Source organism: Halomonas sp. LMYGS-3, from assembly GCF_059509875.1.
Genome location: NZ_JCAKFQ010000013.1, coordinates 15,919 through 36,515, shown reverse-complemented (window position 1 = coordinate 36,515; position 20,597 = coordinate 15,919). Strand labels below are relative to the sequence as shown.

The 20,597-nt window shown below is 63.0% G+C and carries 31 protein-coding genes; 1 reads left to right on the top strand and 30 read right to left on the bottom strand.

The window, feature by feature from the left end; genetic code table 11:
* The first annotated feature begins 163 nt into the window (after positions 1 to 163).
* Entirely contained in the window at positions 164 to 3,034 is a 2,871-nt protein-coding gene (uvrA, locus tag AC5W54_RS13445; RefSeq protein WP_495962591.1) for an excinuclease ABC subunit UvrA, read from the top strand.
* A gap of 85 nt (positions 3,035 to 3,119) precedes the next feature.
* On the opposite strand, the gene rplQ is transcribed toward uvrA, so the two are convergent.
* The 30 genes from rplQ to fusA all read right to left on the bottom strand — a co-directional run bounded on the left by rplQ (position 3,120) and on the right by fusA (position 20,557).
* Positions 3,120 to 3,518, bottom strand: a complete 399-nt coding sequence (gene rplQ / locus AC5W54_RS13440) for a 50S ribosomal protein L17 (protein ID WP_495962590.1) — start codon at positions 3,516 to 3,518, stop codon at positions 3,120 to 3,122.
* Between the two features lie 39 nt (positions 3,519 to 3,557).
* Positions 3,558 to 4,556: a DNA-directed RNA polymerase subunit alpha gene (locus AC5W54_RS13435; protein WP_495962589.1), complete on the bottom strand. Its 999-nt coding sequence runs from the start codon at positions 4,554 to 4,556 to the stop codon at positions 3,558 to 3,560.
* 84 nt (positions 4,557 to 4,640) lie between these two features.
* The gene (gene rpsD, locus AC5W54_RS13430; RefSeq protein WP_495962588.1) at positions 4,641 to 5,261 is read right to left on the bottom strand and encodes a 30S ribosomal protein S4; all 621 of its coding nucleotides are present in this window, start codon (positions 5,259 to 5,261) and stop codon (positions 4,641 to 4,643) included.
* A gap of 12 nt (positions 5,262 to 5,273) precedes the next feature.
* Positions 5,274 to 5,660, bottom strand: coding sequence for a 30S ribosomal protein S11 (rpsK, locus tag AC5W54_RS13425; protein WP_009723883.1), 387 nt, complete (start codon positions 5,658 to 5,660; stop codon positions 5,274 to 5,276).
* A gap of 39 nt (positions 5,661 to 5,699) precedes the next feature.
* A complete protein-coding gene (gene rpsM / locus AC5W54_RS13420; protein ID WP_282720203.1) occupies positions 5,700 to 6,056 on the bottom strand; it encodes a 30S ribosomal protein S13 in 357 nt (118 codons plus the stop codon).
* Between the two features lie 268 nt (positions 6,057 to 6,324).
* Entirely contained in the window at positions 6,325 to 6,438 is a 114-nt protein-coding gene (gene rpmJ, locus AC5W54_RS13415; protein WP_008959154.1) for a 50S ribosomal protein L36, read from the bottom strand.
* Between the two features lie 74 nt (positions 6,439 to 6,512).
* Complete coding sequence (gene secY, locus AC5W54_RS13410) at positions 6,513 to 7,844, bottom strand: preprotein translocase subunit SecY (RefSeq protein WP_495962587.1); 1,332 nt, start codon at positions 7,842 to 7,844, stop codon at positions 6,513 to 6,515.
* Entirely contained in the window at positions 7,845 to 8,279 is a 435-nt protein-coding gene (gene rplO / locus AC5W54_RS13405; protein WP_495962586.1) for a 50S ribosomal protein L15, read from the bottom strand.
* A gap of 3 nt (positions 8,280 to 8,282) precedes the next feature.
* Entirely contained in the window at positions 8,283 to 8,465 is a 183-nt protein-coding gene (gene rpmD, locus AC5W54_RS13400) for a 50S ribosomal protein L30 (RefSeq protein ID WP_102626776.1), read from the bottom strand.
* A gap of 5 nt (positions 8,466 to 8,470) precedes the next feature.
* On the bottom strand, positions 8,471 to 8,971 hold the full coding sequence (gene rpsE / locus AC5W54_RS13395; RefSeq protein ID WP_495962585.1) for a 30S ribosomal protein S5: 501 nt from the start codon (positions 8,969 to 8,971) through the stop codon (positions 8,471 to 8,473).
* 12 nt (positions 8,972 to 8,983) lie between these two features.
* Entirely contained in the window at positions 8,984 to 9,334 is a 351-nt protein-coding gene (rplR, locus tag AC5W54_RS13390) for a 50S ribosomal protein L18 (protein ID WP_102626746.1), read from the bottom strand.
* Positions 9,335 to 9,343: 9 nt separating this feature from the next.
* A complete protein-coding gene (gene rplF / locus AC5W54_RS13385) occupies positions 9,344 to 9,874 on the bottom strand; it encodes a 50S ribosomal protein L6 (protein WP_495962584.1) in 531 nt (176 codons plus the stop codon).
* Positions 9,875 to 9,883: 9 nt separating this feature from the next.
* Complete coding sequence (gene rpsH, locus AC5W54_RS13380; RefSeq protein WP_495962583.1) at positions 9,884 to 10,276, bottom strand: 30S ribosomal protein S8; 393 nt, start codon at positions 10,274 to 10,276, stop codon at positions 9,884 to 9,886.
* A 32-nt stretch (positions 10,277 to 10,308) separates the two neighbouring features.
* On the bottom strand, positions 10,309 to 10,614 hold the full coding sequence (gene rpsN, locus AC5W54_RS13375) for a 30S ribosomal protein S14 (RefSeq protein ID WP_110285361.1): 306 nt from the start codon (positions 10,612 to 10,614) through the stop codon (positions 10,309 to 10,311).
* 10 nt (positions 10,615 to 10,624) lie between these two features.
* A complete protein-coding gene (gene rplE / locus AC5W54_RS13370) occupies positions 10,625 to 11,164 on the bottom strand; it encodes a 50S ribosomal protein L5 (RefSeq protein ID WP_421417157.1) in 540 nt (179 codons plus the stop codon).
* 18 nt (positions 11,165 to 11,182) lie between these two features.
* Positions 11,183 to 11,500 carry a 50S ribosomal protein L24 gene (rplX, locus tag AC5W54_RS13365; RefSeq protein WP_495962582.1) on the bottom strand — a complete coding sequence of 106 codons (318 nt, stop codon included), beginning with the start codon at positions 11,498 to 11,500 and terminating at the stop codon, positions 11,183 to 11,185.
* Positions 11,501 to 11,514: 14 nt separating this feature from the next.
* Positions 11,515 to 11,886 carry a 50S ribosomal protein L14 gene (rplN, locus tag AC5W54_RS13360; protein WP_008959163.1) on the bottom strand — a complete coding sequence of 124 codons (372 nt, stop codon included), beginning with the start codon at positions 11,884 to 11,886 and terminating at the stop codon, positions 11,515 to 11,517.
* Between the two features lie 39 nt (positions 11,887 to 11,925).
* Positions 11,926 to 12,186, bottom strand: coding sequence for a 30S ribosomal protein S17 (rpsQ, locus tag AC5W54_RS13355; RefSeq protein ID WP_346300295.1), 261 nt, complete (start codon positions 12,184 to 12,186; stop codon positions 11,926 to 11,928).
* Position 12,187: 1 nt separating this feature from the next.
* On the bottom strand, positions 12,188 to 12,379 hold the full coding sequence (gene rpmC, locus AC5W54_RS13350; RefSeq protein ID WP_010626474.1) for a 50S ribosomal protein L29: 192 nt from the start codon (positions 12,377 to 12,379) through the stop codon (positions 12,188 to 12,190).
* A complete protein-coding gene (gene rplP, locus AC5W54_RS13345; protein ID WP_110285363.1) occupies positions 12,379 to 12,792 on the bottom strand; it encodes a 50S ribosomal protein L16 in 414 nt (137 codons plus the stop codon). The genes rpmC and rplP overlap by 1 nt, the downstream gene beginning before the upstream one ends.
* 15 nt (positions 12,793 to 12,807) lie before the next feature.
* Positions 12,808 to 13,506 (bottom strand): 30S ribosomal protein S3, encoded by a 699-nt coding sequence (gene rpsC / locus AC5W54_RS13340; RefSeq protein ID WP_495962581.1) that lies wholly within the window; start codon positions 13,504 to 13,506, stop codon positions 12,808 to 12,810.
* 11 nt (positions 13,507 to 13,517) lie between these two features.
* Positions 13,518 to 13,850, bottom strand: coding sequence for a 50S ribosomal protein L22 (gene rplV / locus AC5W54_RS13335; protein WP_495962580.1), 333 nt, complete (start codon positions 13,848 to 13,850; stop codon positions 13,518 to 13,520).
* An 18-nt stretch (positions 13,851 to 13,868) separates the two neighbouring features.
* Complete coding sequence (rpsS, locus tag AC5W54_RS13330) at positions 13,869 to 14,144, bottom strand: 30S ribosomal protein S19 (RefSeq protein ID WP_008959165.1); 276 nt, start codon at positions 14,142 to 14,144, stop codon at positions 13,869 to 13,871.
* 33 nt (positions 14,145 to 14,177) lie between these two features.
* Positions 14,178 to 15,008: a 50S ribosomal protein L2 gene (gene rplB, locus AC5W54_RS13325; RefSeq protein ID WP_495962579.1), complete on the bottom strand. Its 831-nt coding sequence runs from the start codon at positions 15,006 to 15,008 to the stop codon at positions 14,178 to 14,180.
* A 17-nt stretch (positions 15,009 to 15,025) separates the two neighbouring features.
* Positions 15,026 to 15,322 (bottom strand): 50S ribosomal protein L23, encoded by a 297-nt coding sequence (gene rplW / locus AC5W54_RS13320; protein ID WP_495962578.1) that lies wholly within the window; start codon positions 15,320 to 15,322, stop codon positions 15,026 to 15,028.
* A complete protein-coding gene (gene rplD, locus AC5W54_RS13315; protein ID WP_495962577.1) occupies positions 15,319 to 15,924 on the bottom strand; it encodes a 50S ribosomal protein L4 in 606 nt (201 codons plus the stop codon). Before rplD ends, rplW begins: the two co-directional genes overlap by 4 nt.
* A gap of 14 nt (positions 15,925 to 15,938) precedes the next feature.
* Entirely contained in the window at positions 15,939 to 16,577 is a 639-nt protein-coding gene (gene rplC, locus AC5W54_RS13310) for a 50S ribosomal protein L3 (protein ID WP_495962576.1), read from the bottom strand.
* 158 nt (positions 16,578 to 16,735) lie between these two features.
* Positions 16,736 to 17,047 carry a 30S ribosomal protein S10 gene (gene rpsJ, locus AC5W54_RS13305; RefSeq protein WP_021819602.1) on the bottom strand — a complete coding sequence of 104 codons (312 nt, stop codon included), beginning with the start codon at positions 17,045 to 17,047 and terminating at the stop codon, positions 16,736 to 16,738.
* Between the two features lie 166 nt (positions 17,048 to 17,213).
* Complete coding sequence (gene tuf, locus AC5W54_RS13300) at positions 17,214 to 18,407, bottom strand: elongation factor Tu (protein ID WP_495962575.1); 1,194 nt, start codon at positions 18,405 to 18,407, stop codon at positions 17,214 to 17,216.
* A 29-nt stretch (positions 18,408 to 18,436) separates the two neighbouring features.
* Positions 18,437 to 20,557 (bottom strand): elongation factor G, encoded by a 2,121-nt coding sequence (fusA, locus tag AC5W54_RS13295; RefSeq protein WP_495962574.1) that lies wholly within the window; start codon positions 20,555 to 20,557, stop codon positions 18,437 to 18,439.
* Positions 20,558 to 20,597: the final 40 nt, after the last annotated feature.

Below are 20,597 nucleotides of genomic sequence, written 5' to 3'. Positions count from 1 at the left end.
AGGGTTTTCGGCATTCCGTGAGCGGGCCTCGTCTGCCCGTTGGTGGACCGCACATTCTACCGGCTCGCCACCCCCCAGGGAAAGCCGCCCCCCGGCAACGCTTTTGCCGGTGATGCGGCGGTGGACGTATAATCGAGCCTTTGCCGTGCGTCTCGAGGTGGGAATGGACAGGATTCTGGTCAGGGGTGCCCGCACCCACAACCTCAAGCAGATCGATGTGGAACTGCCACGCGACGCCCTGATCGTGGTCACCGGGCTCTCCGGCTCGGGCAAGTCGTCATTGGCCTTCGATACCCTCTACGCCGAGGGCCAGCGCCGCTACGTGGAATCGCTCTCGACCTATGCCCGGCAGTTCCTGTCGATGATGGAGAAACCCGACGTCGACCATATCGAGGGGCTGTCGCCGGCGATCTCCATCGAGCAGAAGTCCACCTCCCACAACCCGCGCTCCACCGTGGGCACCATCACCGAGATCTACGACTATCTGCGCCTGCTGTTCGCCCGCGCCGGCACCCCCCGCTGCCCGGAGCACGGCGAGGACCTCGAGGCCCAGACCATCTCGCAGATGGTCGACCAGGTGCTCGCCCTGCCCGAGGGCAGCAAGCTGATGCTGCTGGCGCCGGTGGTCAAGGGCCGCAAGGGCGAACACCTGCAGCTGCTCGCCGAACTCCGCGCCCAGGGCTTCGTGCGCGCCCTGGTCGACGGCCAGGTGCTCGAGCTCGACGACATCGCCCCCCTGGACAAGCACAAGAAGCACGACATCAGCGTGGTGGTCGACCGCATCAAGGTCCGCGAGGGCCTGGCCCAGCGCCTGGCGGAGTCGTTCGAGACCGCCCTCAACCTGGCCGACGGCGTCGCCGTGATCCACTTCATGGACGGCGAACAGGAAGACATCAACTTCTCGGCGCGTTTCGCCTGCCCGGTGTGCGGCTACTCCATCGCCGAGCTCGAGCCACGGATGTTCTCGTTCAACAACCCGGCCGGGGCCTGCCCCACCTGTGACGGCCTGGGGGTGCAGCAGGTCTTCGACCCGGACAAGCTGATCAGCCACCCGGAGCTGTCGCTGGCCGAGGGCGTGATCAAGGGCTGGGACCGCCGCAGCGTCTACTACTTCAACCAGCTCCAGGCGGTCGCCGACCACTATCGCTTCACCCTGGAGACCCCCTGGCAGGAGCTCGCCCGCCACGAGCGCGAGGTCATCCTTCACGGCAGCGACCACGACGAGATCGCCTTCAGCTACGTCAACGACCGCGGGCGCAAGGTAACCCGCGAACACCCCTTCGAGGGCGTGCTGCCCAACCTGCAGCGGCGCTACCGGGAGACGGAGTCGAGCATGGTACGCGAGGAACTGGCGCGCTATATCGCCGTTCAGCCCTGCCCCACCTGTCACGGCTCGCGCCTGCGCAAGGAGTCGCGCCACGTCTATATCGACGACCGCCCCCTGCCGGAGATCGTTCACCTGCCGATCGGCGAGGCGCTGAGCTATTTCAGGGGCCTCGAGCTCCCGGGCCGCAAGGGCGAGATCGCCGTGAAGATCATCAACGAGATCCACGCCCGCCTGGAGTTCCTGGTCAACGTCGGCCTCGACTACCTCAACCTGGAGCGCAGTGCCGATACCCTCTCCGGCGGTGAGGCTCAGCGCATCCGCCTGGCCAGCCAGATCGGCGCCGGCCTGGTGGGGGTGATGTACATCCTCGACGAGCCCTCCATCGGCCTGCACCAGCGCGACAACGACCGCCTGCTCAAGACCCTGGAGCACCTGCGCGACCTGGGCAATACCGTGATCGTGGTCGAGCACGACGAGGACGCCATCCGCGCCGCCGACCATGTCCTGGACATCGGCCCCGGCGCCGGGGTCCACGGCGGCCGCATCGTCGCCCAGGGCACGCCTCGGGAAATCATGGCTACGCCTGGGTCGCTCACCGGCCAGTACCTGGCGGGCACGCGGCGCATCGAAGTACCACCCTGGCGCATCCCCGGCAACCCGGAAAAGGTGCTGCGTCTGGTCGGTGCCACCGGCAACAACCTGCAGAACGTCACCCTGGAGCTACCCCTCGGGCTGCTGATCTGCGTCACCGGTGTCTCCGGTTCCGGCAAGTCGACGCTGATCAACGGCACCCTGATGCCGATCGCCGCCCGGGAGCTCAACAAGGCCACCAGCCTGACGCCGGAGGCCCACGACCGCATCGAGGGCCTGGATCAGCTCGACAAGGTGATCGACATCGACCAGAGCCCCATCGGCCGCACCCCGCGCTCCAACCCCGCCACCTACACCGGCATCTTTACGCCGATCCGTGAGCTCTTCGCCGGCACCCAGGAGGCCCGCTCGCGGGGCTACAAGCCCGGCCGCTTCTCGTTCAACGTCAAGGGCGGGCGCTGCGAGGCGTGCCAGGGCGAGGGCATGATCAAGGTCGAGATGCACTTCCTGCCCGATATCTATGTGCCCTGCGACGTCTGCAAGGGCAAGCGCTACAACCGCGAGACCCTGGAGATCGCCTACAAGGGCAAGAGCATCCACGAGGTGCTGGAGATGACAGTGGAGGAGGCGCTGGCGTTCTTCAGCCCGGTGCCGGCCATCGCCCGGCGCCTGCAGACGCTGATGGACGTGGGGCTCTCCTACATCCACCTGGGGCAGAGCGCCACCACCCTCTCCGGCGGCGAGGCCCAGCGCGTCAAGCTGGCCCGCGAACTGGCCAAGCGCGACACCGGCAAGACACTCTATATCCTCGACGAGCCGACCACCGGCCTGCACTTCGAGGACATCCGCCAACTGCTCACCGTACTGCACCGCCTGCGCGACCACGGCAACACCGTCGTGGTGATCGAGCACAACCTGGATGTGATCAAGACCGCCGACTGGATCATCGACCTCGGCCCCGAGGGTGGCTCCGGGGGCGGCCGGATCATCGCCGAAGGTACGCCGGAGCAGGTGGCCAGGCTGGAGGCCTCGCACACCGGGCGTTTCCTCAAGCCGCTGCTGGAGAGGCAAGCGACGGGGCGAGAGCCACGGGCCGCGAGCGCGGCGGAGACCTGAGCTGGCAGCTGGAAGCTAAAAAAACCGGCCCCTTTCGGGAGCCGGTTTTTCTGTTGCGCTGCCAGGCCGAAGCCCGCTGCCGGGATCACTCCTCGGCGACGGCCTCGTCTTCCTCGACCTCGACGATCGGACGATCGACCAGTTCGACGAAGGCCATGGGCGCGTTGTCGCCGGTGCGGAAGCCGCACTTGAGGATCCGGACGTAACCGCCCGGACGCTCGACGTAACGCGGGCCCAGCTCGTTGAAGAGCTTGCCGACCGCTTCCTTCGAGCGGGTACGGCTGAAGGCCAGACGCCGGTTGGCGACGCTGTCCTGCTTGGCCAGGGTGATCAGCGGCTCGATGACGCGACGCAGCTCCTTGGCCTTGGGCAGGGTTGTCTTGATCACTTCGTGCTCGATCAGCGACACGCTCATGTTCTTGAACATGGCCTGGCGATGCGAGCTCGTGCGATTCAGGTGACGACCACTCTTACGATGACGCATGGTTGTGATTCCTTACCAAACTGGGACTCGAGTCGACGCTCACGCGGAGGCCTTGTCGTCCTTCAGGCTTGCCGGCGGCCAGTTCTCCAGCCGCATGCCCAGGGACAGACCACGGGCTGCCAGAACGTCCTTGATCTCGTTCAGGGACTTCTTGCCGAGGTTCGGGGTCTTCAGCAGCTCCACCTCGGTGCGCTGAATCAGATCACCGATGTAGTAGATATTCTCGGCCTTCAGGCAGTTGGCACTGCGGACGGTCAACTCGAGATCGTCTACGGGGCGCAGCAGGATCGGATCGATGTGATCCTCCTCCTCCTCCACTTCCTGTTCCTTGTCGGCTTCCAGGTCGACGAACGCGGCCAACTGCTCCTGCAGGATGGTCGCGCTGCGACGGATCGCCTCTTCCGGATCCAGGGTGCCGTCGGTCTCCAGGCTGAGGATCAGCTTGTCGAGGTCGGTGCGCTGTTCGACACGTGCCGCCTCGACCGCGTAGGAAACCCGGCGCACGGGGCTGAAGGTCGCATCCAGCTGCAGGCGACCGATGCCGCGGGACTCGTCGTCGGCACCGAGACGGGCATCTGCCGGCTCATAGCCGCGGCCACGGGCCACCTTGAGCTGCATCTTGAGCTCGGCCCCTTCGTTGACGTGAGCGATGACGTGCTCGGGATTGACGATCTCGACGTCATGATCGAGAGCGATATCCCCCGCGGTCACCACGGCCGGGCCCTGCTTGTTCAGCGAGAGCACCGCCTCGTCGCGGCTGTGCATCTTGATCGCCACGTCCTTGAGGTTCAGGAGGATCTCGATGACATCTTCCTGGACGCCCTCGATCGCGCTGTACTCATGGTCGACACCGGCAATCTCGGCCTCCACCACGGCGCAGCCGGGCATGGACGAGAGCAGGATACGGCGCAGTGCATTGCCCAGAGTGTGGCCGAAGCCACGCTCGAAGGGCTCGAGCACGATCTTCGCGTGATGTGCGCTGATTTCTTCGACCTTGATGTCGCGAGGACGGAGAAACTCTGTCACTGAACGCTGCATATGAACACCTTTCAGGCTGCCAAACGGATACTCGGTACTCTTTCACCGGGCCCGCACCGCGGGCCCGGCATCACCCGTGGGCGATTACTTCGAGTACAGCTCGACGATCAGGTTTTCGTTGATGTCGGCAGTCAGGTCACCGCGTTCAGGCAGAGCCTTGAAAGTGCCTTCCATCTTCTTGGCATCGATGTCGATCCAGGCGACATCGCCGCGGTTGGCGGAAATCGCCAGGGCGTTCTGGATACGCGCCTGGTTCTTCGCCTTCTCGCGCACGGACACCACGTCACCGGGCTTGACCTGATAGGACGCCACGTTGACGGTCTTGCCGTTCACGGCGATGGCCTTGTGGCTGACCAGCTGACGCGCCTCGGAGCGCGTCGAGCCGAAGCCCATGCGGTAGACGACATTGTCCAGTCGGGATTCGAGAAGCTGCAGCAACACCTCGCCGGTCGCGCCCTTGAGACGGGCCGCTTCCTTGTAGTAGTTGCGGAACTGCTTCTCGAGCACGCCGTACATGCGGCGCACTTTCTGCTTCTCGCGAAGCTGCAAGCCGTAGTCGGAAAGACGCTGACGGCGCTGGCCGTGCACACCCGGAATCTGCTCGGATTTGCACTTCTTCTCGAAGGGGGTGACACCGCTCTTGAGAAAGAGGTCGGTCCCCTCACGACGAGACAGTTTGCACTTCGGTCCAATGTAACGAGCCATGAATCTGTCTCCTTATACGCGGCGTTTCTTCGGCGGACGGCAGCCATTGTGGGGAATGGGCGTCGCGTCGGTGATGCTCTGCACGCGGAAGCCGGCGGCATTGAGGGCGCGCACGGCGGATTCACGGCCAGGACCGGGGCCCTTGACCAGCACGTCGACGTTTTTCACACCATACTCGGCTGCAGCAGTCGCTGCACGCTCGCTTGCCACTTGAGCAGCGAACGGGGTGCTCTTGCGAGAACCACGAAAACCCGAACCACCGGCAGTCGCCCAGGAGAGAGCGTTGCCCTGGCGGTCTGTGATCGTCACGATCGTGTTGTTAAAAGAGGCATGGATATGCGCAACGGCATCCACGACCTGCTTTTTAACCTTTTTACGGTTGCTACGCGGGTTAGCCATGTTGATGTCTATTCCTGTCTTTACGCCAGAACGTGCGTGTTATTTGCGGATCGGCTTGCGCGGGCCCTTGCGGGTACGCGCATTGGTCTTGGTACGCTGACCACGCAGCGGAAGACCACGACGATGACGCAGACCACGGTAGCAACCCAGGTCCATGAGACGCTTGATATTCAGCGTGACATCACGGCGCAGGTCACCTTCAACGGTATACTTGCCGACTTCGGACCGCAGGCCATCCAGCTCTTCGCTGGAGAGCTCCTGGATCTTGGTGGTCGGCGCGATGCCGGTCGCGGCACAGATCTCCTGAGCGCGAGTACGGCCAATCCCGAAGATATAGGTCAGCGAGATCGCCGCATGCTTGTTGTCCGGGATATTGACGCCTGCTATACGGGCCATCAGCTTACTCCGAAATTTGCGAAAAACCGCTTGAATGGCTACGCGGGCGAATCGCTGCGTTGCGCGGTGCTCGAAATCCTCACCTATACCTATAGGCTCCGGTTCCTGCGCTCCGTGCGCCTTGCGCTTCACTCCGCTCGCCGACTCACTCGGCGTTTTCTTGAGCGGCTTGCTCGATTGGTCATCTACAAAAGGCGCAACAGCATACCCCTTTCCCTACCAGAGGGCAAGGGGCATGCCGGCACCCGGTCTAGCACAGCTCTCAGGATCAACCCTGACGCTGCTTGTGCCGCGGTTCGCTGCAGATGACGCGCACGGCGCCATTGCGACGAATGATCTTGCAGTTACGGCACATCTTCTTCACGGAAGCTCGAACTTTCATCGTTCCTTCTCCAAAATCGGCTGCGGCGCTCCGAACCAGCCTGCGGCGCTTTTCATGAAACCAGCTCGCAGCGCTCAGCGCATGATGCCGCCGCTACCATAGCCTTTCAGGTTGGACTTCTTCATCACCGACTCGTACTGGTGCGACATGAGGTGCGACTGCACCTGGGCCATGAAGTCCATGATGACCACCACCACGATCAGCAACGAGGTACCGCCGAAGAAGAACGGCACGTTCCACGCCACGATCAGGAACTGGGGCATCAGGGAAACCGCAGTGATGTACAAGGCACCGAACAGGGTCAGACGGGTCATGACCTTGTCGACGTAGCGAGCGGTCTGCTCGCCCGGACGAATCCCCGGCAGGAAGGCCCCCGACTTCTTGAGGTTGTCGGCGACATCCTTGGGATTGAAGACCAGCGCTGTGTAAAAGAAGCAGAAGAATACCACCGCCGCGCCGAAAAGCAAGATATACAGCGGCTGTCCGGGCCCCAGGGCCTGGGAGGCACGCTGCAGCCACTCCATGCCTTCGCCGGCTCCCACCCACTGCCCCAGCGAGGCCGGGAACAACAGGATGCTGGAGGCGAAGATCGCCGGAATGACGCCGGCCATGTTCACCTTGAGCGGCAGGTAGCTGCTCTGGCCGGCGTACATCTTGTTGCCGACCTGGCGCCGCGGGTAGTTCACCGTGATACGGCGCTGGCCGCGCTCGATGAACACCACGAAGGCCACGGTGGCAATGCCCAGCACGGACAGGGCCAGCAACGGCAGCACGTTCCACGCACCTTCGCTGCGAGCCAGCTCGAAGGCCTGGCCGACGGCGCCGGGCAGACCGGCGACGATACCGGCGAAGATCAGCAGCGAGATGCCGTTGCCGATACCCTTCTCGGTGATCTGCTCGCCCAGCCACATCAGGAACACCGCACCGGTCACGAAGCTGACGATGGCGGTGAAGTAGAAGCTGAAGTCGGCCGTGTAGGCGATGCCCTGGCTGGCCAGGCCCACCGACATGCCGGTGGCCTGGACGAGCGCCAGCAGCACGGTGCCGTAGCGGGTGTACTGGCTGATCTTGCGGCGGCCGGCCTCGCCCTCCTTCTTGAGCTGCTCGAGGTGAGGCGAGACCGCGGTCAGCAGTTGCATGATGATCGACGCCGAGATGTAGGGCATGATGCCCAGCGCCATGATGCTCATGCGCTCCAGGGCGCCGCCCGAGAACATGTTGAACATGCCCAGGATGGTGCCCTGCTGCTCCCTGAACAAGGCAGCAAGCTGGTCAGGATTGATACCGGGAACGGGGATGTGGGCACCGATACGGTAGACCACGATGGCGAGGAGCACGAAGCGCAGACGCGCCCACAGTTCACTCAGACCGCTGCCCATCGCCGGCATTTTTCCTGACTTGGCCATTTAGTCCTCTACCTTGCCACCGGCGGCTTCGATCGCGGCACGGGCACCCTTGGTGACCTTGAGGCCGCGGACCGTGACCGCCTTGTTCAGTTCGCCGGAAAGGATCACCTTCGCGTGCTGCGTGGCACCCTTCAGCACATTGGCCTGCTTGAGGGTCTCCAGGGTAACCTCGTCACCCGCGACTCTGGCCAGCTCGGCCAGACGGACTTCCTCGGAGACCAGCGACTTCATGGAGGTGAAGCCGAACTTCGGCAGACGCCGCTGCAGCGGCATCTGGCCACCCTCGAAACCGGGCTTGACCGTGCCGCCACTGCGCGCCTTCTGGCCCTTGTGGCCACGACCACCGGTCTTGCCCAGACCGGAGCCGATGCCACGGCCGACGCGCTTCTCGGCGTGCTTGGAACCCGGAGCCGGGCTCAGGCTATTGAGTTTCATGGATTACTCTCCCTCAACGCGCACAAGGTAGTTGACCTTGTGAATCATGCCGCGCACGGCGGGGGTGTCTTCCAGCTCGACCGAGTGACCGATGCGGCGCAGCCCGAGGCCCTTCATGGTGGCCTTGTGCTTGGGCAGGACGCCGATGGTGCTACGGGTCTGGGTAACCTTGAGTGTTGCTGCCATGGTGTTTACCCCGTGATCGCTTCGACAGACAGACCGCGCTTGGCGGCGATGTCATCCGGCGACTGCATGGAGGCCAGACCATTGACGGTCGCCCGCACCACGTTCACCGGGTTGGTGGAGCCGTAGCACTTGGCCAGGACGTCGTGGACGCCGGCCAGCTCGAGCACGGAGCGCATGGCGCCGCCGGCGATGATCCCGGTACCCTCGGAGGCAGGCTGCATGTACACCTTGGAGGCGCCGTGACGGGCCTTGACCGGGTACTGCAGGGTGCTGCCGGAGAGATTGACCTTGATCATGTTGCGGCGCGCCTGGTCCATCGCCTTCTGGATCGCGACCGGCACTTCACGCGCCTTGCCGCGACCGAAGCCGACACGACCCTTGCCATCGCCCACGACGGTCAGGGCGGTGAAACCGAAGATCCGGCCACCCTTGACCACCTTGGCGACACGGTTGACCTGCACCAGCTTTTCCTGCAGATCGCCGCTTTGCTGTTCGTTCTTCGCCATCGTAAAAACCCTTTAGAATTCCAGGCCGCCTTCACGAGCGGCGTCGGCCAGGGCCTTCACGCGACCGTGGTACTTGAAACCGGCGCGATCGAAGGCCACCTGGGTGATGCCTGCCTGCTTGGCGCGTTCGGCAATCAGTGCGCCCACCTTCGCGGCGGCATCGGCGTTGCCGGTCGCACCCTCGCGCAGGGCCTTGTCCAGCGTGGAAGCACTGGCCAGGACCTTGCCACCATCCGGCGAGATGATCTGCGCATAGATGTGGCGGGGGGTACGGTTGACGCACAGGCGATACACGCCCAGCTCGCGGATCTTGGCGCGAGCGCGGCGGGCACGACGGAGACGAGATTCTTTCTTCGCGTTCATAACCCTGCCTTACTTCTTCTTGGCTTCTTTGCGACGCACCTGCTCGTCGGCGTACCGGACACCCTTGCCCTTGTAGGGCTCGGGCGGACGGAAGGCGCGGATTTCCGCGGCGACCTGACCGAGCCGCTGCTTGTCCGCGCTCTTCAGCACGATCACGGTGTTCTTGGGCGTTTCCGCCACGACACCGTCAGGCAGCGTGTAGTCGACCGGGTGCGAGAAGCCCAGTGTAAGATTGAGCGTCTGGCCCTTTGCCTGGGCACGGTAACCGACGCCGTTGATCTCGAGGGTCCTGGTGAAGCCCTCGGAGACACCGGTGACCAGGTTCTGAACCAGGGCACGGGTGGTACCGACCATCGCCCAGCTCTTGGCGGTCTCGCTCGGAGCGAAGGTCAGCTGTCCGTCCTCCTGACCGATTGCCACATCGGTGTGAACGGTCAGGGACAGGGTGCCCTGGCTGCCCTTGACGGTCAGCTGGTCGCCGTCGAGCTTGATGTCGACGCCGCTGGGCACTTTAACCGGATATTTGGCTACGCGGGACATTCCAAACTCCTAGAATACGGTGCAGATGACTTCGCCACCGACACCAGCCTTGCGAGCCGCACGATCGGTCATCACCCCGTTGGAGGTGGTGACGATCGCGATACCCAGGCCATCGGCGACCTTCGGAAGCGCATCCTTGCCCTTGTACTGGCGCAGGGACGGCTTGGAAACCCGCTGGATGTGCTCGATGACCGGCTTGCCCTCGAAATACTTGAGGGTCACGGTCAGCTCCGGCTTGGCACCTTCGGACACCGCGAAGTCGTTGATGTAACCCTCTTCCTTCAATACGCGGGCCACCTCGACCTTCAGCCTGGAGGACGGCATGGTGACCGTCTCCTTGGTGGCCATCTGCGCATTGCGGATACGGGTGAACATATCCGCCAGAGTGTCTTGCATGCTCATTTACGTTGCGCTCCTGATGTTTCTACGTGGCGTTACCAGCTGGACTTCTTGAGCCCAGGGACGTCGCCACGCATGGCGGCTTCACGCAGCTTGTTGCGGCCGAGGCCGAACTTGTTGTAGAAGCCGTGCGGACGGCCAGTGATACGGCAGCGGTTACGCTGGCGCACCGGACTAGAGTCACGCGGCAGCTGCTGCAGCTTCAGCGTTGCCTCGAAGCGCTCTTCATCGGAAGCGTTGACGTCCTGGATGACCGCCTTGAGCTCGGCGCGCTTGGCGGCATACTTTGCCACCAGCTTGGTGCGCTTGAGCTCACGCTCTACCATGCTCTTCTTTGCCATGATCCCACCCTTATTTCTTGAACGGGAAGTTCAGCGCGCTGAGCAGCGCACGACCTTCTTCATCGGTGTTGGCGGTGGTGGTGATGGTGACATCCAGACCACGAATCCGGTCGATCTTATCATATTCGATCTCCGGGAAGATGATCTGCTCACGCACCCCCATCGAGTAGTTGCCACGACCGTCGAAGGACTTCGGGTTGAGACCACGGAAGTCACGAACGCGGGGGATCGCGATATTCACCAGGCGATCGAGGAAGTCCCACATGCGCTCGGAGCGCAGGGTCACCTTGATCCCGATCGGCCAGCCTTCACGCACCTTGAAGCCCGCGATGGACTTGCGCGCCTTGGTCACCAACGGCTTCTGACCGGAGAGCTTCTCCAGGTCGCCGATGGCATTCTCGATCAGCTTCTTGTCGCTGGTCGCTTCGCCGATGCCCATGTTCAGAGTCACCTTGGTGATCCGCGGCACCTGCATCACGTTGGCGTAGCTGAACTGCTCTTTGAGTTGAGCCACCACCTCGTTCTGATAACGTTCTTTCAAGTTCGCCATTTTGCTACCCGACTCGCGTTAGGCGTCGATCTGCGTCTGCGTCGACTTGTAGATACGTACCTTGGTACCGTCTTCCTTCACCTGGAAGCCGACGCGATCCGCCTTACCGGTCTCCTGATTGAAGATGGCAACATTGGACGCGTGAATCGGAGCCTCGCGCTCGACGATACCGCCCTGCTTACCCGCCATGGGGTTGGGCTTGGTGTGACGCTTGATCATGTTCACACCGGACACGACGAAGCGGTCGTCCTTGAGGACGCGCTTGACCGTACCACGCTTGCCCTTGTCCTTGCCGGCGATGACGACCACTTCGTCGTCACGTTTGATCTTTTGCATATCCGCCTCGCTCCTTACAGCACTTCGGGCGCCAGGGAAATGATCTTCATGAACTTCTCGTTCCGAAGCTCACGGGTCACCGGCCCGAAGATACGGGTGCCGATCGGCTGCTCGTTGGTGTTGTTCAACAGAACCGCCGCATTTCCGTCGAAGCGGATCAGCGAGCCGTCGGGGCGACGGACGCCGCTACGGGTGCGAACCACCACCGCCTTGAGGACCTGGCCCTTCTTGACCTTGCCACGCGGGATGGCTTCCTTCACCGTGACCTTGATGATGTCACCCACGCGAGCGTAGCGACGGTGTGAACCGCCAAGCACCTTGATGCACTGCACCCGGCGCGCTCCGCTGTTGTCGGCGACATCCAGCATTGTCTGAGTCTGAATCATCGGTTTTCTCCAAACCTAATCTGACTGCTCTCGCCGAGCTCAGCCCTTGGCCTGCTCGACCACCTCGACCAGCGTCCAGGACTTCTTCTTGGACAGCGGACGGCACTCCTGGATGGAGACCGTATCGCCGGCCTTCGCCTGGTTGGCCTCGTCATGGGCGTGCAGTTTGGTGGAGCGCTTTACATATTTGCCATAGATCGGGTGACGCTCACGGCGCTCGATCATCACGACGATGGACTTGTCCATCTTGTCGCTCACCACCTTGCCGGTGAGCGTACGGGCTTTCTTTTCTTCGGCCATCTCAGTCACCTGCCTTCTCGTTGAGCACAGTCTTCACCCGGGCGATATCCCGACGGACCTGCTTGAGCAGATGAGTCTGGCTCAGCTGGCCGGTGGCCTTCTGCATGCGCAGGTTGAACTGCTCGCGGAGGAGTTCGAAGAGCTGCTCCTGGAGCTGCTCGACTGATTTTTCACGAATTTCCTGGGCTTTCATCACATCACCGTCCGTTTCACAAAGGTGGTGGACAGGGGCATCTTCTGGGCGGCCAGGGAGAAGGCTTCGCGGGCCAGCTCCTCGGGAACGCCTTCGATCTCGTACAGGACCCGACCCGGCTGGATCTGGGCGACCCAGTACTCGACGGAGCCCTTGCCCTTACCCATACGGACTTCGAGCGGCTTCTTGGAAATCGGCTTGTCGGGGAACACGCGGATCCAGATCTTGCCGCCACGCTTGACGTGACGGGTGATCGCACGACGGCCGGCTTCGATCTGGCGTGCCGTGATGCGGCCGCGACCGGTAGCCTTGAGGCCGTATTCCCCGAAGCTGACCTTGCTTCCGCGATGTGCCAGGCCACGGTTGCGGCCCTTCATCATCTTGCGGAACTTCATACGCTTGGGCTGTAACATCGACTCGCTCTCCCCTTACCTGGAACCTTTCTTCTTGGAGGGCGCGGCCTGCGGCTGTTTCGCCTTGGCGCGGACCTCTTCGATGCCCCCGAGGATTTCACCCTTGAAGACCCAGACCTTGACACCGATGATGCCGTAGGTGGTCTTGGCTTCGTAGGTGGCGTAGTCGATATCCGCACGCAGGGTGTGCAGCGGAACGCGACCTTCCCGGTACCACTCGGTGCGGGCGATTTCCGCGCCACCGAGGCGGCCGGAGAGCTGCACCTTGATGCCGCCGGCGCCCAGACGCATGGCGTTCTGCACGGCACGCTTCATGGCACGACGGAACATCACGCGACGCTCGAGCTGGCCGGCGATGTTCTGCGCGACGAGCCTGGCATCGAGTTCCGGCTTGCGGACTTCCTCGATGTTGACGTGCACGGGCACGCCCATCATCGCAGTGACGTCGCGGCGTAGACGGTCGACGTCCTCGCCCTTCTTGCCGATCACGATGCCCGGGCGGGCGGTGTGAATGGTGATGCGGGCGTTGTTGGCCGGACGCTCGATGGTGATACGGCTCACGGAGGCGTTCTTGAGACGCTCCTCCAGGAAGCGACGCACTTCGAGGTCGTTGTTGAGCTTGTCGGCATAGGCGCCGCGCTCGGCATACCAGACGGAGGTATGGTCCTTGACGATACCCAGCCGGATGCCCGTTGGATTGACTTTCTGACCCATCTGGTCGACTCCTACTTCTCGGCTACCTTGACGGTGATGTGGCAGGTGCGCTTCAGAATGCGATCCGCACGGCCCTTGGCGCGCGGACGGATGCGCTTGAGCGTCATGCCCTCATCGACGCAGATGGTCGAGACACGCAGCTCGTCAATATCCATGCCGTTGTTTTCTTCCGCGTTCGCGATGGCGGACTGAAGCACCTTCTTGACCAGCTTGGCAGCCTTCTTCGGCGAGAAGGTCAGCAGGTCCAGCGCTTCGGCGACCGGCTTATCGCGCACCAGGTCAGCCACCAAACGGGCCTTCTGGGCGGATAAACGAGCGCCACGCAGCTTAGCTGTGACTTCCATCTCTCAATCCTCTCTGGCTTACCGTTTGGCTTTCTTGTCCGCCGCGTGGCCGCGATAGGTGCGGGTGGCAGCGAATTCGCCCAGCTTGTGGCCAACCATTTCCTCGGAGACATGCACCGGGACATGCTGGCGACCGTTATGGACCGCAATGGTGAGCCCGACCATGTTGGGCAGGATCATGGAGCGGCGCGACCAGGTCTTGATCGGTTTGCGATCGCTCTTCTCCACTGCAGCCTCAACCTTCTTCAGCAGATGAAGGTCAATGAAGGGACCTTTCTTCAGTGAACGTGGCACAGCCGTTACCTCTTAATGTCTTGGCGTAAGTTCTCAGTTCCGGGCCTTGCGGCGACGGACGATCAGCTTGTCGGTGCGCTTGTTCTTGCGGGTCTTGTGGCCCTTGGTGGGAATGCCCCACGGGGTCACCGGGTGACGACCACCGCTGGTGCGGCCTTCGCCGCCGCCGTGCGGGTGATCCACCGGGTTCATGGCCACGCCGCGAACGGTCGGACGCACACCTCTCCAGCGCTTCGCACCGGCCTTGCCAAGCTGACGCAGGCTGTGCTCGGAGTTGCTCACTTCACCCAGGGTCGCGCGACACTCGGCCAGCACCTTGCGCATCTCGCCGGAGCGCAGACGCAGGGTGGCGTAGTTGCCTTCACGGGCGACCAGCTGGGCGCTGGTACCGGCGCTGCGGGCGAGCTGCGCACCCTTGCCGGGCTTGAGCTCGATGCAGTGCACGGTGGAACCCAGCGGAATGTTGCGCAGCGGCAGGGCGTTGCCCTTCTTGATCGCCGCATTGACGCCGGATTCGAGACGGTCGCCGGCGCGCACGCCCTTGGGCGCGATGATGTAGCGACGCTCGCCATCGAGGTACTTCAGCAGCGCGATATGGGCGCTACGGTTGGGATCGTACTCCAGACGCTCGACGATGGCGGGAACGCCATCCTTGGTGCGCTTGAAGTCGACGATCCGGTAGTGCTGACGGTGCCCACCGCCCACGTGACGGGTGGTGATGCGACCGTTGTTGTTACGCCCACCGCTGCGCGACTGCTTCTCGAGCAGCGGCGCATAGGGCCGGCCCTTGTGCAGCTCCTCGCCGACGATCTTGACGACGTGGCGACGACCGGCGGAAGTGGGTTTAGTCTTGACGATTGCCATGATCCGTACTCCTGCCCTTATTCGGCGCCAGAGAAGTCTTCGAGGGTTTCGCCGGCGGCCAGTGTCACGTAGGCCTTGCGATACCCCTTGCGCTGACCCAGACCCTGCGCGGTGCGCTTGGTCTTGCCCTTCATGTTCAGCACCTGAACACGATCGACCTTCTTGCCGAACAGGGCCTGCACGGCCTTCTTGATCTCGGGCTTGGTCGCGTCGCTGGCCACCTTGAACACGTACTGATTGCGTTCGGCAGCCATGGCGGCCTTCTCGGTCACGTGCGGACCAAGCAGAACCTTGAATACACGCTCCTGGTTCATGCCAGCTTCTCCTCGAATTTGCGCAGGGCGGAGACGGTGACCAACACCTTGTCGAAGGCGACCAGGCTCACCGGATCAGCGGCCGCCACGTCCACCACATCCACGTTGGGGATGTTGCGGGCGGCGAGGTAGAGCTTCTCGTCGACGTCCTCGGTGACGATCAGCACCTTCTCCAGGTCGAGCTCCTTGAGCTTGGCCACCAGCTGCTTGGTCTTGGGCGCCTCGACGGTGATCTCGTCGACGGCGACCAGGCGCTCCTGACGCACCAGCTCGGAGAGAATCGAGCGCATCGCCGCGCGGTACATCTTGCGGTTGACCTTCTGCGAGTGGTCCTGCGGACGCGCCGCGAAGGTCACACCGCCGCTGCGCCACAGCGGAGAACGGATGGTGCCGGCACGGGCACGACCGGTGCCCTTCTGACGCCACGGCTTCTTGCCACCGCCCCGCACGTCGGAACGGGTCTTCTGGGCGCGAGTACCCTGACGACCACCGGCCAGATAGGCAGTGACGACCTGGTGCACGAGCGCCTCGTTGAATTCTTTGCCAAAGGTGGCGTCGGACACTTCGACGGTACCGGCGCCTGCAGCAAGATTCAGATTCATCGGTAAACTCCCCTTCAGCCAGCTTTCACGGCGCTGCGCACGACGACGTCACTACCGGTGGCACCGGGAACGGCACCCTTGACCAGCAGCAGATTGCGTTCGGCATCGACGCGGACGACTTCGAGGCTCTGGACGGTACAACGGACGTTGCCCATCTGGCCTGCCATCTTCTTGCCCTTGAACACGCGGCCCGGAGTCTGGCACATGCCGATGGAACCCGGCGCACGATGCGACAGGGAGTTACCGTGGGTATTGTCCTGGGTGCGGAAGTTCCAGCGCTTGACGGCGCCCTGGAAGCCCTTGCCCTTGGAGGTGCCGGTCACATCGATCATCTGACCAGCTTCGAAGAGGGATACGGTGAGTTCGCCGCCCACTTCCGGAGCCTCGTCGCCTTCGGACAGGCGGAACTCCATCAGTGAACGACCGGCCTCGACACCCGCCTTGGCGTACAGACCTGCCTGCGCCTTGGTGAGATGCTTGGCCTTGCGGGAGCCGGTTGTCACCTGAACCGCGGCGTAGCCGTCGCTCTCGACGGACTTGACGCGAGTCACGCGGTTGGGCTCAACCTCGATCACGGTTACGGGCACGGATGCGCCATCCTCGGTGAAGACGCGGGTCATCCCGGCCTTCCTACCGACCAAACCGATAGTCATTCTCAGTCTCCTTTAGTGTACGGGGCTATCACCCGCTATGGCTGCCCTTTCCAGAGCATTCCACTAGCACGTTGTATGACGCCATCCCGGCGTGGCGGCTGCTGCTCATGCCCCATCAGGGTCGAACGAGCGCTGGGCCGCGAGTGTCTAGTGTGGTCTCAGTCGAGCTTGATCTGCACGTCCACGCCGGCGGCGAGGTCGAGCTTCATCAGGGCATCAACGGTCTTTTCCGTGGGTTCGACGATGTCGAGCACCCGCTTGTGGGTACGGATCTCGTACTGGTCGCGCGCGTCCTTGTTGACGTGCGGCGAGATCAGCACGGTGTACCGCTCGCGATTGGTCGGCAAGGGAATCGGACCACGAACCTGGGCGCCAGTACGCTTGGCGGTCTCAACGATCTCCGCAGCGGACTGGTCGATCAGGCGATGGTCGAAGGCCTTCAACCGAATGCGAATCTTCTGGTTCTGCATTTGCCCTAAACTCCAATGGATTTCGACGGCGCGAGCCGTCCACCCACGCATTCAAAGGATGCGCATTATAGGCACGCCGCCGGCAAGAGTCAAACACTCTGCCTGCGGTGCGCAGAAAGGGGGCCCCTCCCGGGGCCCCCTTCGATCGACCCAGCAGTCCGGGGACTTACTGAACGATCTTGGCCACGACGCCGGCACCGACGGTACGACCGCCTTCGCGGATGGCGAAACGCAGGCCTTCGTCCATGGCGATCGGAGCGATCAGGGTGACGACCATCTTGACGTTGTCGCCCGGCATGACCATCTCGACGCCTTCCGGCAGCTCACAGGTACCGGTGATGTCGGTAGTACGGAAGTAGAACTGCGGACGGTAGCCCTTGAAGAAGGGAGTGTGACGACCACCCTCTTCCTTGGACAGCACGTAGACTTCGGCTTCGAAGACGGTGTGCGGGGTGATGGTGCCCGGCTTGGCCAGGACCTGACCACGCTCGACCTCGTCACGCTTGGTGCCACGCAGCAGGGCGCCGACGTTCTCACCGGCACGACCTTCGTCGAGCAGCTTGCGGAACATCTCGACGCCGGTGACAGTCGTCTTGGTGGTGTCCTTGATGCCGACGATCTCGATCTCCTCGCCGGCCTTGATGATGCCGCGCTCGATACGACCGGTGACCACGGTGCCACGACCGGAGATGGAGAAGACGTCCTCGATCGGCATCAGGAACGGCTGATCGATGGCACGCTCCGGCTCCGGGATGTAGTCGTCCAGGGCCTTGATCAGGTTGGCAACGGCGGTGGTCCCCATGCCGTTGTCGTCCTTGCCTTCCAGGGCCATCAGGGCGGAACCGGTGATGATCGGGGTGTCGTCACCCGGGAAGTCGTACTCGGAGAGGAGCTCACGGACTTCCATCTCGACCAGCTCGAGCAGCTCTTCGTCGTCGACCATGTCGGCCTTGTTCAGGAACACGACGATGTACGGCACGCCGACCTGACGCGAGAGCAGGATGTGCTCACGGGTCTGCGGCATGGGGCCGTCGGCGGCGGACACCACCAGGATGGCGCCATCCATCTGGGCCGCACCGGTGATCATGTTCTTGACGTAGTCGGCGTGCCCGGGGCAGTCGACGTGGGCGTAGTGACGCGCCTCGGACTGGTACTCGACGTGAGAGGTGGCGATGGTGATGCCGCGCTCACGCTCTTCCGGGGCGTTGTCGATGGAGTCGAACTCGCGCCAGTCGCCGCCGAACACCTCGGCAGAAACGCGGGTCAGGGCCGCAGTCAGGGTGGTCTTGCCGTGGTCGACGTGACCGATGGTGCCGACGTTGACGTGCGGTTTGGAACGTTCGAATTTTTCCTTAGCCACTGCTTTAACCTCTTTACGTTAGCTAACGGTTAACCGTTCTGGTTGATGACGGCTTCAACGACGCTGGACGGCGCCTCTTCGTAACTCGCAAACTCCATGGTGTAGCTTGCGCGGCCCTGGGTCTGAGAACGCAGGTCGGTCGCGTAACCGAACATCTCAGCCAGCGGTACCGTGGCGCGGATGACCTTGCCGGAAGAGGAATCATCCATGCCCTGAACGAGGCCACGACGGCGGTTCAGGTCGCCCATGACGTCACCCATGAAGTCCTCGGGGGTCACGACCTCGACCTTCATCACCGGCTCCAGGAGCACGGCCCTCGCCTTCTTGGCACCTTCCTTGATCGCCATGGAAGAGGCAACCTTGAACGCGGTCTCGTTCGAGTCCACGTCATGGTAGGAACCGTCGAACAGCGTGACCTTGACGTCAATCATCGGGTAGCCCGCGATGACACCGTTCTGCAGCTGCTCGTAGGCCCCTTTCTCGACGGCCGGCACGTATTCCTTGGGAACCACGCCGCCAACGATTTCCGAGGCGAACTTGAAGTGCATCTCCTCGTCTTCACCCTTGTCCGCTGCGGTGAGCGGCTCGATGCGAAGATAGACGTGGCCGTACTGGCCGCGACCGCCGGACTGGCGCACGAACTTGCCTTCCTGCTCGACCGTGCCGCGGATGGTCTCGCGGTAGGCGACCTGCGGCTTGCCGATGTTGGCCTCGACCTTGAACTCGCGGCGCATGCGGTCGACAAGGATGTCGAGGTGCAGCTCGCCCATGCCGGAGATGATGGTCTGGCCGGTCTCTTCGTCGGTCTTGACCTGGAAGGACGGATCCTCCTGGGCCAGCTTGCCCAGCGCCACGCCCATCTTCTCCTGGTCGGCCTTGGACTTCGGCTCCACGGCCACGGAGATCACCGGATCGGGGAACTCCATGCGCTCGAGAACGATCTTGTTCTCCAGATCGCACAGGGTGTCACCGGTGGTGACGTCCTTGAGACCGATGCACGCGGCGATGTCGCCGGCCAGCACCTCCTTGATCTCCTCGCGCGAGTTGGCGTGCATCTGCACGATACGCCCCACGCGCTCCTTCTTCTGCTTGACCGAATTGTAGACGCTGTCACCCGACTTCAGCACGCCGGAGTAGACGCGAATGAAGGTCAGGGTACCGACGAAGGGGTCGGTGGCGATCTTGAACGCCAGCGCCGAGAAGGGAGCGTTGTCGTCCGCCTCGCGCGTGGCGATGGTGCCGTCCTTGTCGTCCAGCTCACCCTCGATGGCCTTGACCTCGGTGGGTGACGGCATGTACTCGATCACGCCATCCAGCACCGCCTGCACGCCCTTGTTCTTGAACGCGGAGCCGCAGGTGACCAGCACGATCTCGTTGTCCAGGGTGCGACGACGCAGGCCGGCCTTGATCTCCTCGACGGTCAGCTCCCCCTCCTCGAGGTACTTGTCCATCAGCTCTTCGGAGGCCTCGGCGGCCGCCTCGACCATCTCTTCGCGATACTTCTCGGCGGTCTCCTGGAGCTCGGCGGGGATATCCACCAGCTCGTAGTTCATGCCGAAGTTGTCTTCGTCCCAGAGAATGGCCTTCATGGCGATCAGGTCGATGACGCCCTTGAACTCTTCCTCGGTGCCCCAGTTGATCTGGATCGGCACCGCATTGGCGCCGAGACGCTCCTTGAGCTGCTCGACCACCATGAAGAAGTCGGCACCGGTGCGGTCCATCTTGTTGACGAACACCATGCGCGGCACTTCGTACTTGTTGGCCTGGCGCCACACGGTCTCGGTCTGGGGCTGCACGCCGGAGCTGCCGCACAGCACCACCACGGCCCCGTCGAGCACGCGCAGGGAACGCTCCACCTCGATGGTGAAGTCGACGTGCCCGGGGGTGTCGATGATATTGATGCGGTGCTCATCGAACTGCTTGTTCATGCCCTGCCAGAAGCAGGTGGTCGCCGCGGAGGTGATGGTGATACCACGCTCCTGCTCCTGCTCCATCCAGTCCATGGTGGCAGCCCCCTCATGGACCTCACCGACCTTGTGGGACAGGCCGGTGTAGAACAGGACGCGCTCGGTCGTGGTGGTCTTGCCGGCGTCGACGTGTGCAACGATACCGATATTGCGGTAACGATTTAGCGGAGTCTTGCGAGCCACGTTGGAACTCCCCGTTGGTTGGCGATGCGTTAGAAGCGCT

Coding starts and splice junctions, on each gene's coding strand:
- rplN (WP_008959163.1), bottom strand. CDS start 11,886: ATGATTCAGACTCAGACAATGCTGGATGTCGCCGACAACAGCGGAGCG.
- rplO (WP_495962586.1), bottom strand. CDS start 8,279: ATGAAACTCAATAGCCTGAGCCCGGCTCCGGGTTCCAAGCACGCCGAG.
- rpsD (WP_495962588.1), bottom strand. CDS start 5,261: ATGGCTCGTTACATTGGACCGAAGTGCAAACTGTCTCGTCGTGAGGGG.
- rplR (WP_102626746.1), bottom strand. CDS start 9,334: ATGAACGCGAAGAAAGAATCTCGTCTCCGTCGTGCCCGCCGCGCTCGC.
- rpsQ (WP_346300295.1), bottom strand. CDS start 12,186: ATGGCCGAAGAAAAGAAAGCCCGTACGCTCACCGGCAAGGTGGTGAGC.
- rpsJ (WP_021819602.1), bottom strand. CDS start 17,047: ATGCAGAACCAGAAGATTCGCATTCGGTTGAAGGCCTTCGACCATCGC.
- rpsH (WP_495962583.1), bottom strand. CDS start 10,276: ATGAGCATGCAAGACACTCTGGCGGATATGTTCACCCGTATCCGCAAT.
- rplE (WP_421417157.1), bottom strand. CDS start 11,164: ATGGCGAACTTGAAAGAACGTTATCAGAACGAGGTGGTGGCTCAACTC.
- rplF (WP_495962584.1), bottom strand. CDS start 9,874: ATGTCCCGCGTAGCCAAATATCCGGTTAAAGTGCCCAGCGGCGTCGAC.
- rpmC (WP_010626474.1), bottom strand. CDS start 12,379: ATGAAAGCCCAGGAAATTCGTGAAAAATCAGTCGAGCAGCTCCAGGAG.
- rpsM (WP_282720203.1), bottom strand. CDS start 6,056: ATGGCCCGTATAGCAGGCGTCAATATCCCGGACAACAAGCATGCGGCG.
- rpsC (WP_495962581.1), bottom strand. CDS start 13,506: ATGGGTCAGAAAGTCAATCCAACGGGCATCCGGCTGGGTATCGTCAAG.
- rpsE (WP_495962585.1), bottom strand. CDS start 8,971: ATGGCGAAGAACGAACAGCAAAGCGGCGATCTGCAGGAAAAGCTGGTG.
- rpmD (WP_102626776.1), bottom strand. CDS start 8,465: ATGGCAGCAACACTCAAGGTTACCCAGACCCGTAGCACCATCGGCGTC.
- uvrA (WP_495962591.1), top strand. CDS start 164: ATGGACAGGATTCTGGTCAGGGGTGCCCGCACCCACAACCTCAAGCAG.
- rplC (WP_495962576.1), bottom strand. CDS start 16,577: ATGACTATCGGTTTGGTCGGTAGGAAGGCCGGGATGACCCGCGTCTTC.
- rplP (WP_110285363.1), bottom strand. CDS start 12,792: ATGTTACAGCCCAAGCGTATGAAGTTCCGCAAGATGATGAAGGGCCGC.
- rpmJ (WP_008959154.1), bottom strand. CDS start 6,438: ATGAAAGTTCGAGCTTCCGTGAAGAAGATGTGCCGTAACTGCAAGATC.
- rplW (WP_495962578.1), bottom strand. CDS start 15,322: ATGAACCAGGAGCGTGTATTCAAGGTTCTGCTTGGTCCGCACGTGACC.
- rplB (WP_495962579.1), bottom strand. CDS start 15,008: ATGGCAATCGTCAAGACTAAACCCACTTCCGCCGGTCGTCGCCACGTC.
- secY (WP_495962587.1), bottom strand. CDS start 7,844: ATGGCCAAGTCAGGAAAAATGCCGGCGATGGGCAGCGGTCTGAGTGAA.
- rplQ (WP_495962590.1), bottom strand. CDS start 3,518: ATGCGTCATCGTAAGAGTGGTCGTCACCTGAATCGCACGAGCTCGCAT.
- rplV (WP_495962580.1), bottom strand. CDS start 13,850: ATGGAAGTCACAGCTAAGCTGCGTGGCGCTCGTTTATCCGCCCAGAAG.
- rpsK (WP_009723883.1), bottom strand. CDS start 5,660: ATGGCTAACCCGCGTAGCAACCGTAAAAAGGTTAAAAAGCAGGTCGTG.
- rplD (WP_495962577.1), bottom strand. CDS start 15,924: ATGAATCTGAATCTTGCTGCAGGCGCCGGTACCGTCGAAGTGTCCGAC.
- rplX (WP_495962582.1), bottom strand. CDS start 11,500: ATGCAAAAGATCAAACGTGACGACGAAGTGGTCGTCATCGCCGGCAAG.
- AC5W54_RS13435 (WP_495962589.1), bottom strand. CDS start 4,556: ATGCAGCGTTCAGTGACAGAGTTTCTCCGTCCTCGCGACATCAAGGTC.
- rpsN (WP_110285361.1), bottom strand. CDS start 10,614: ATGGCAAAGAAGAGCATGGTAGAGCGTGAGCTCAAGCGCACCAAGCTG.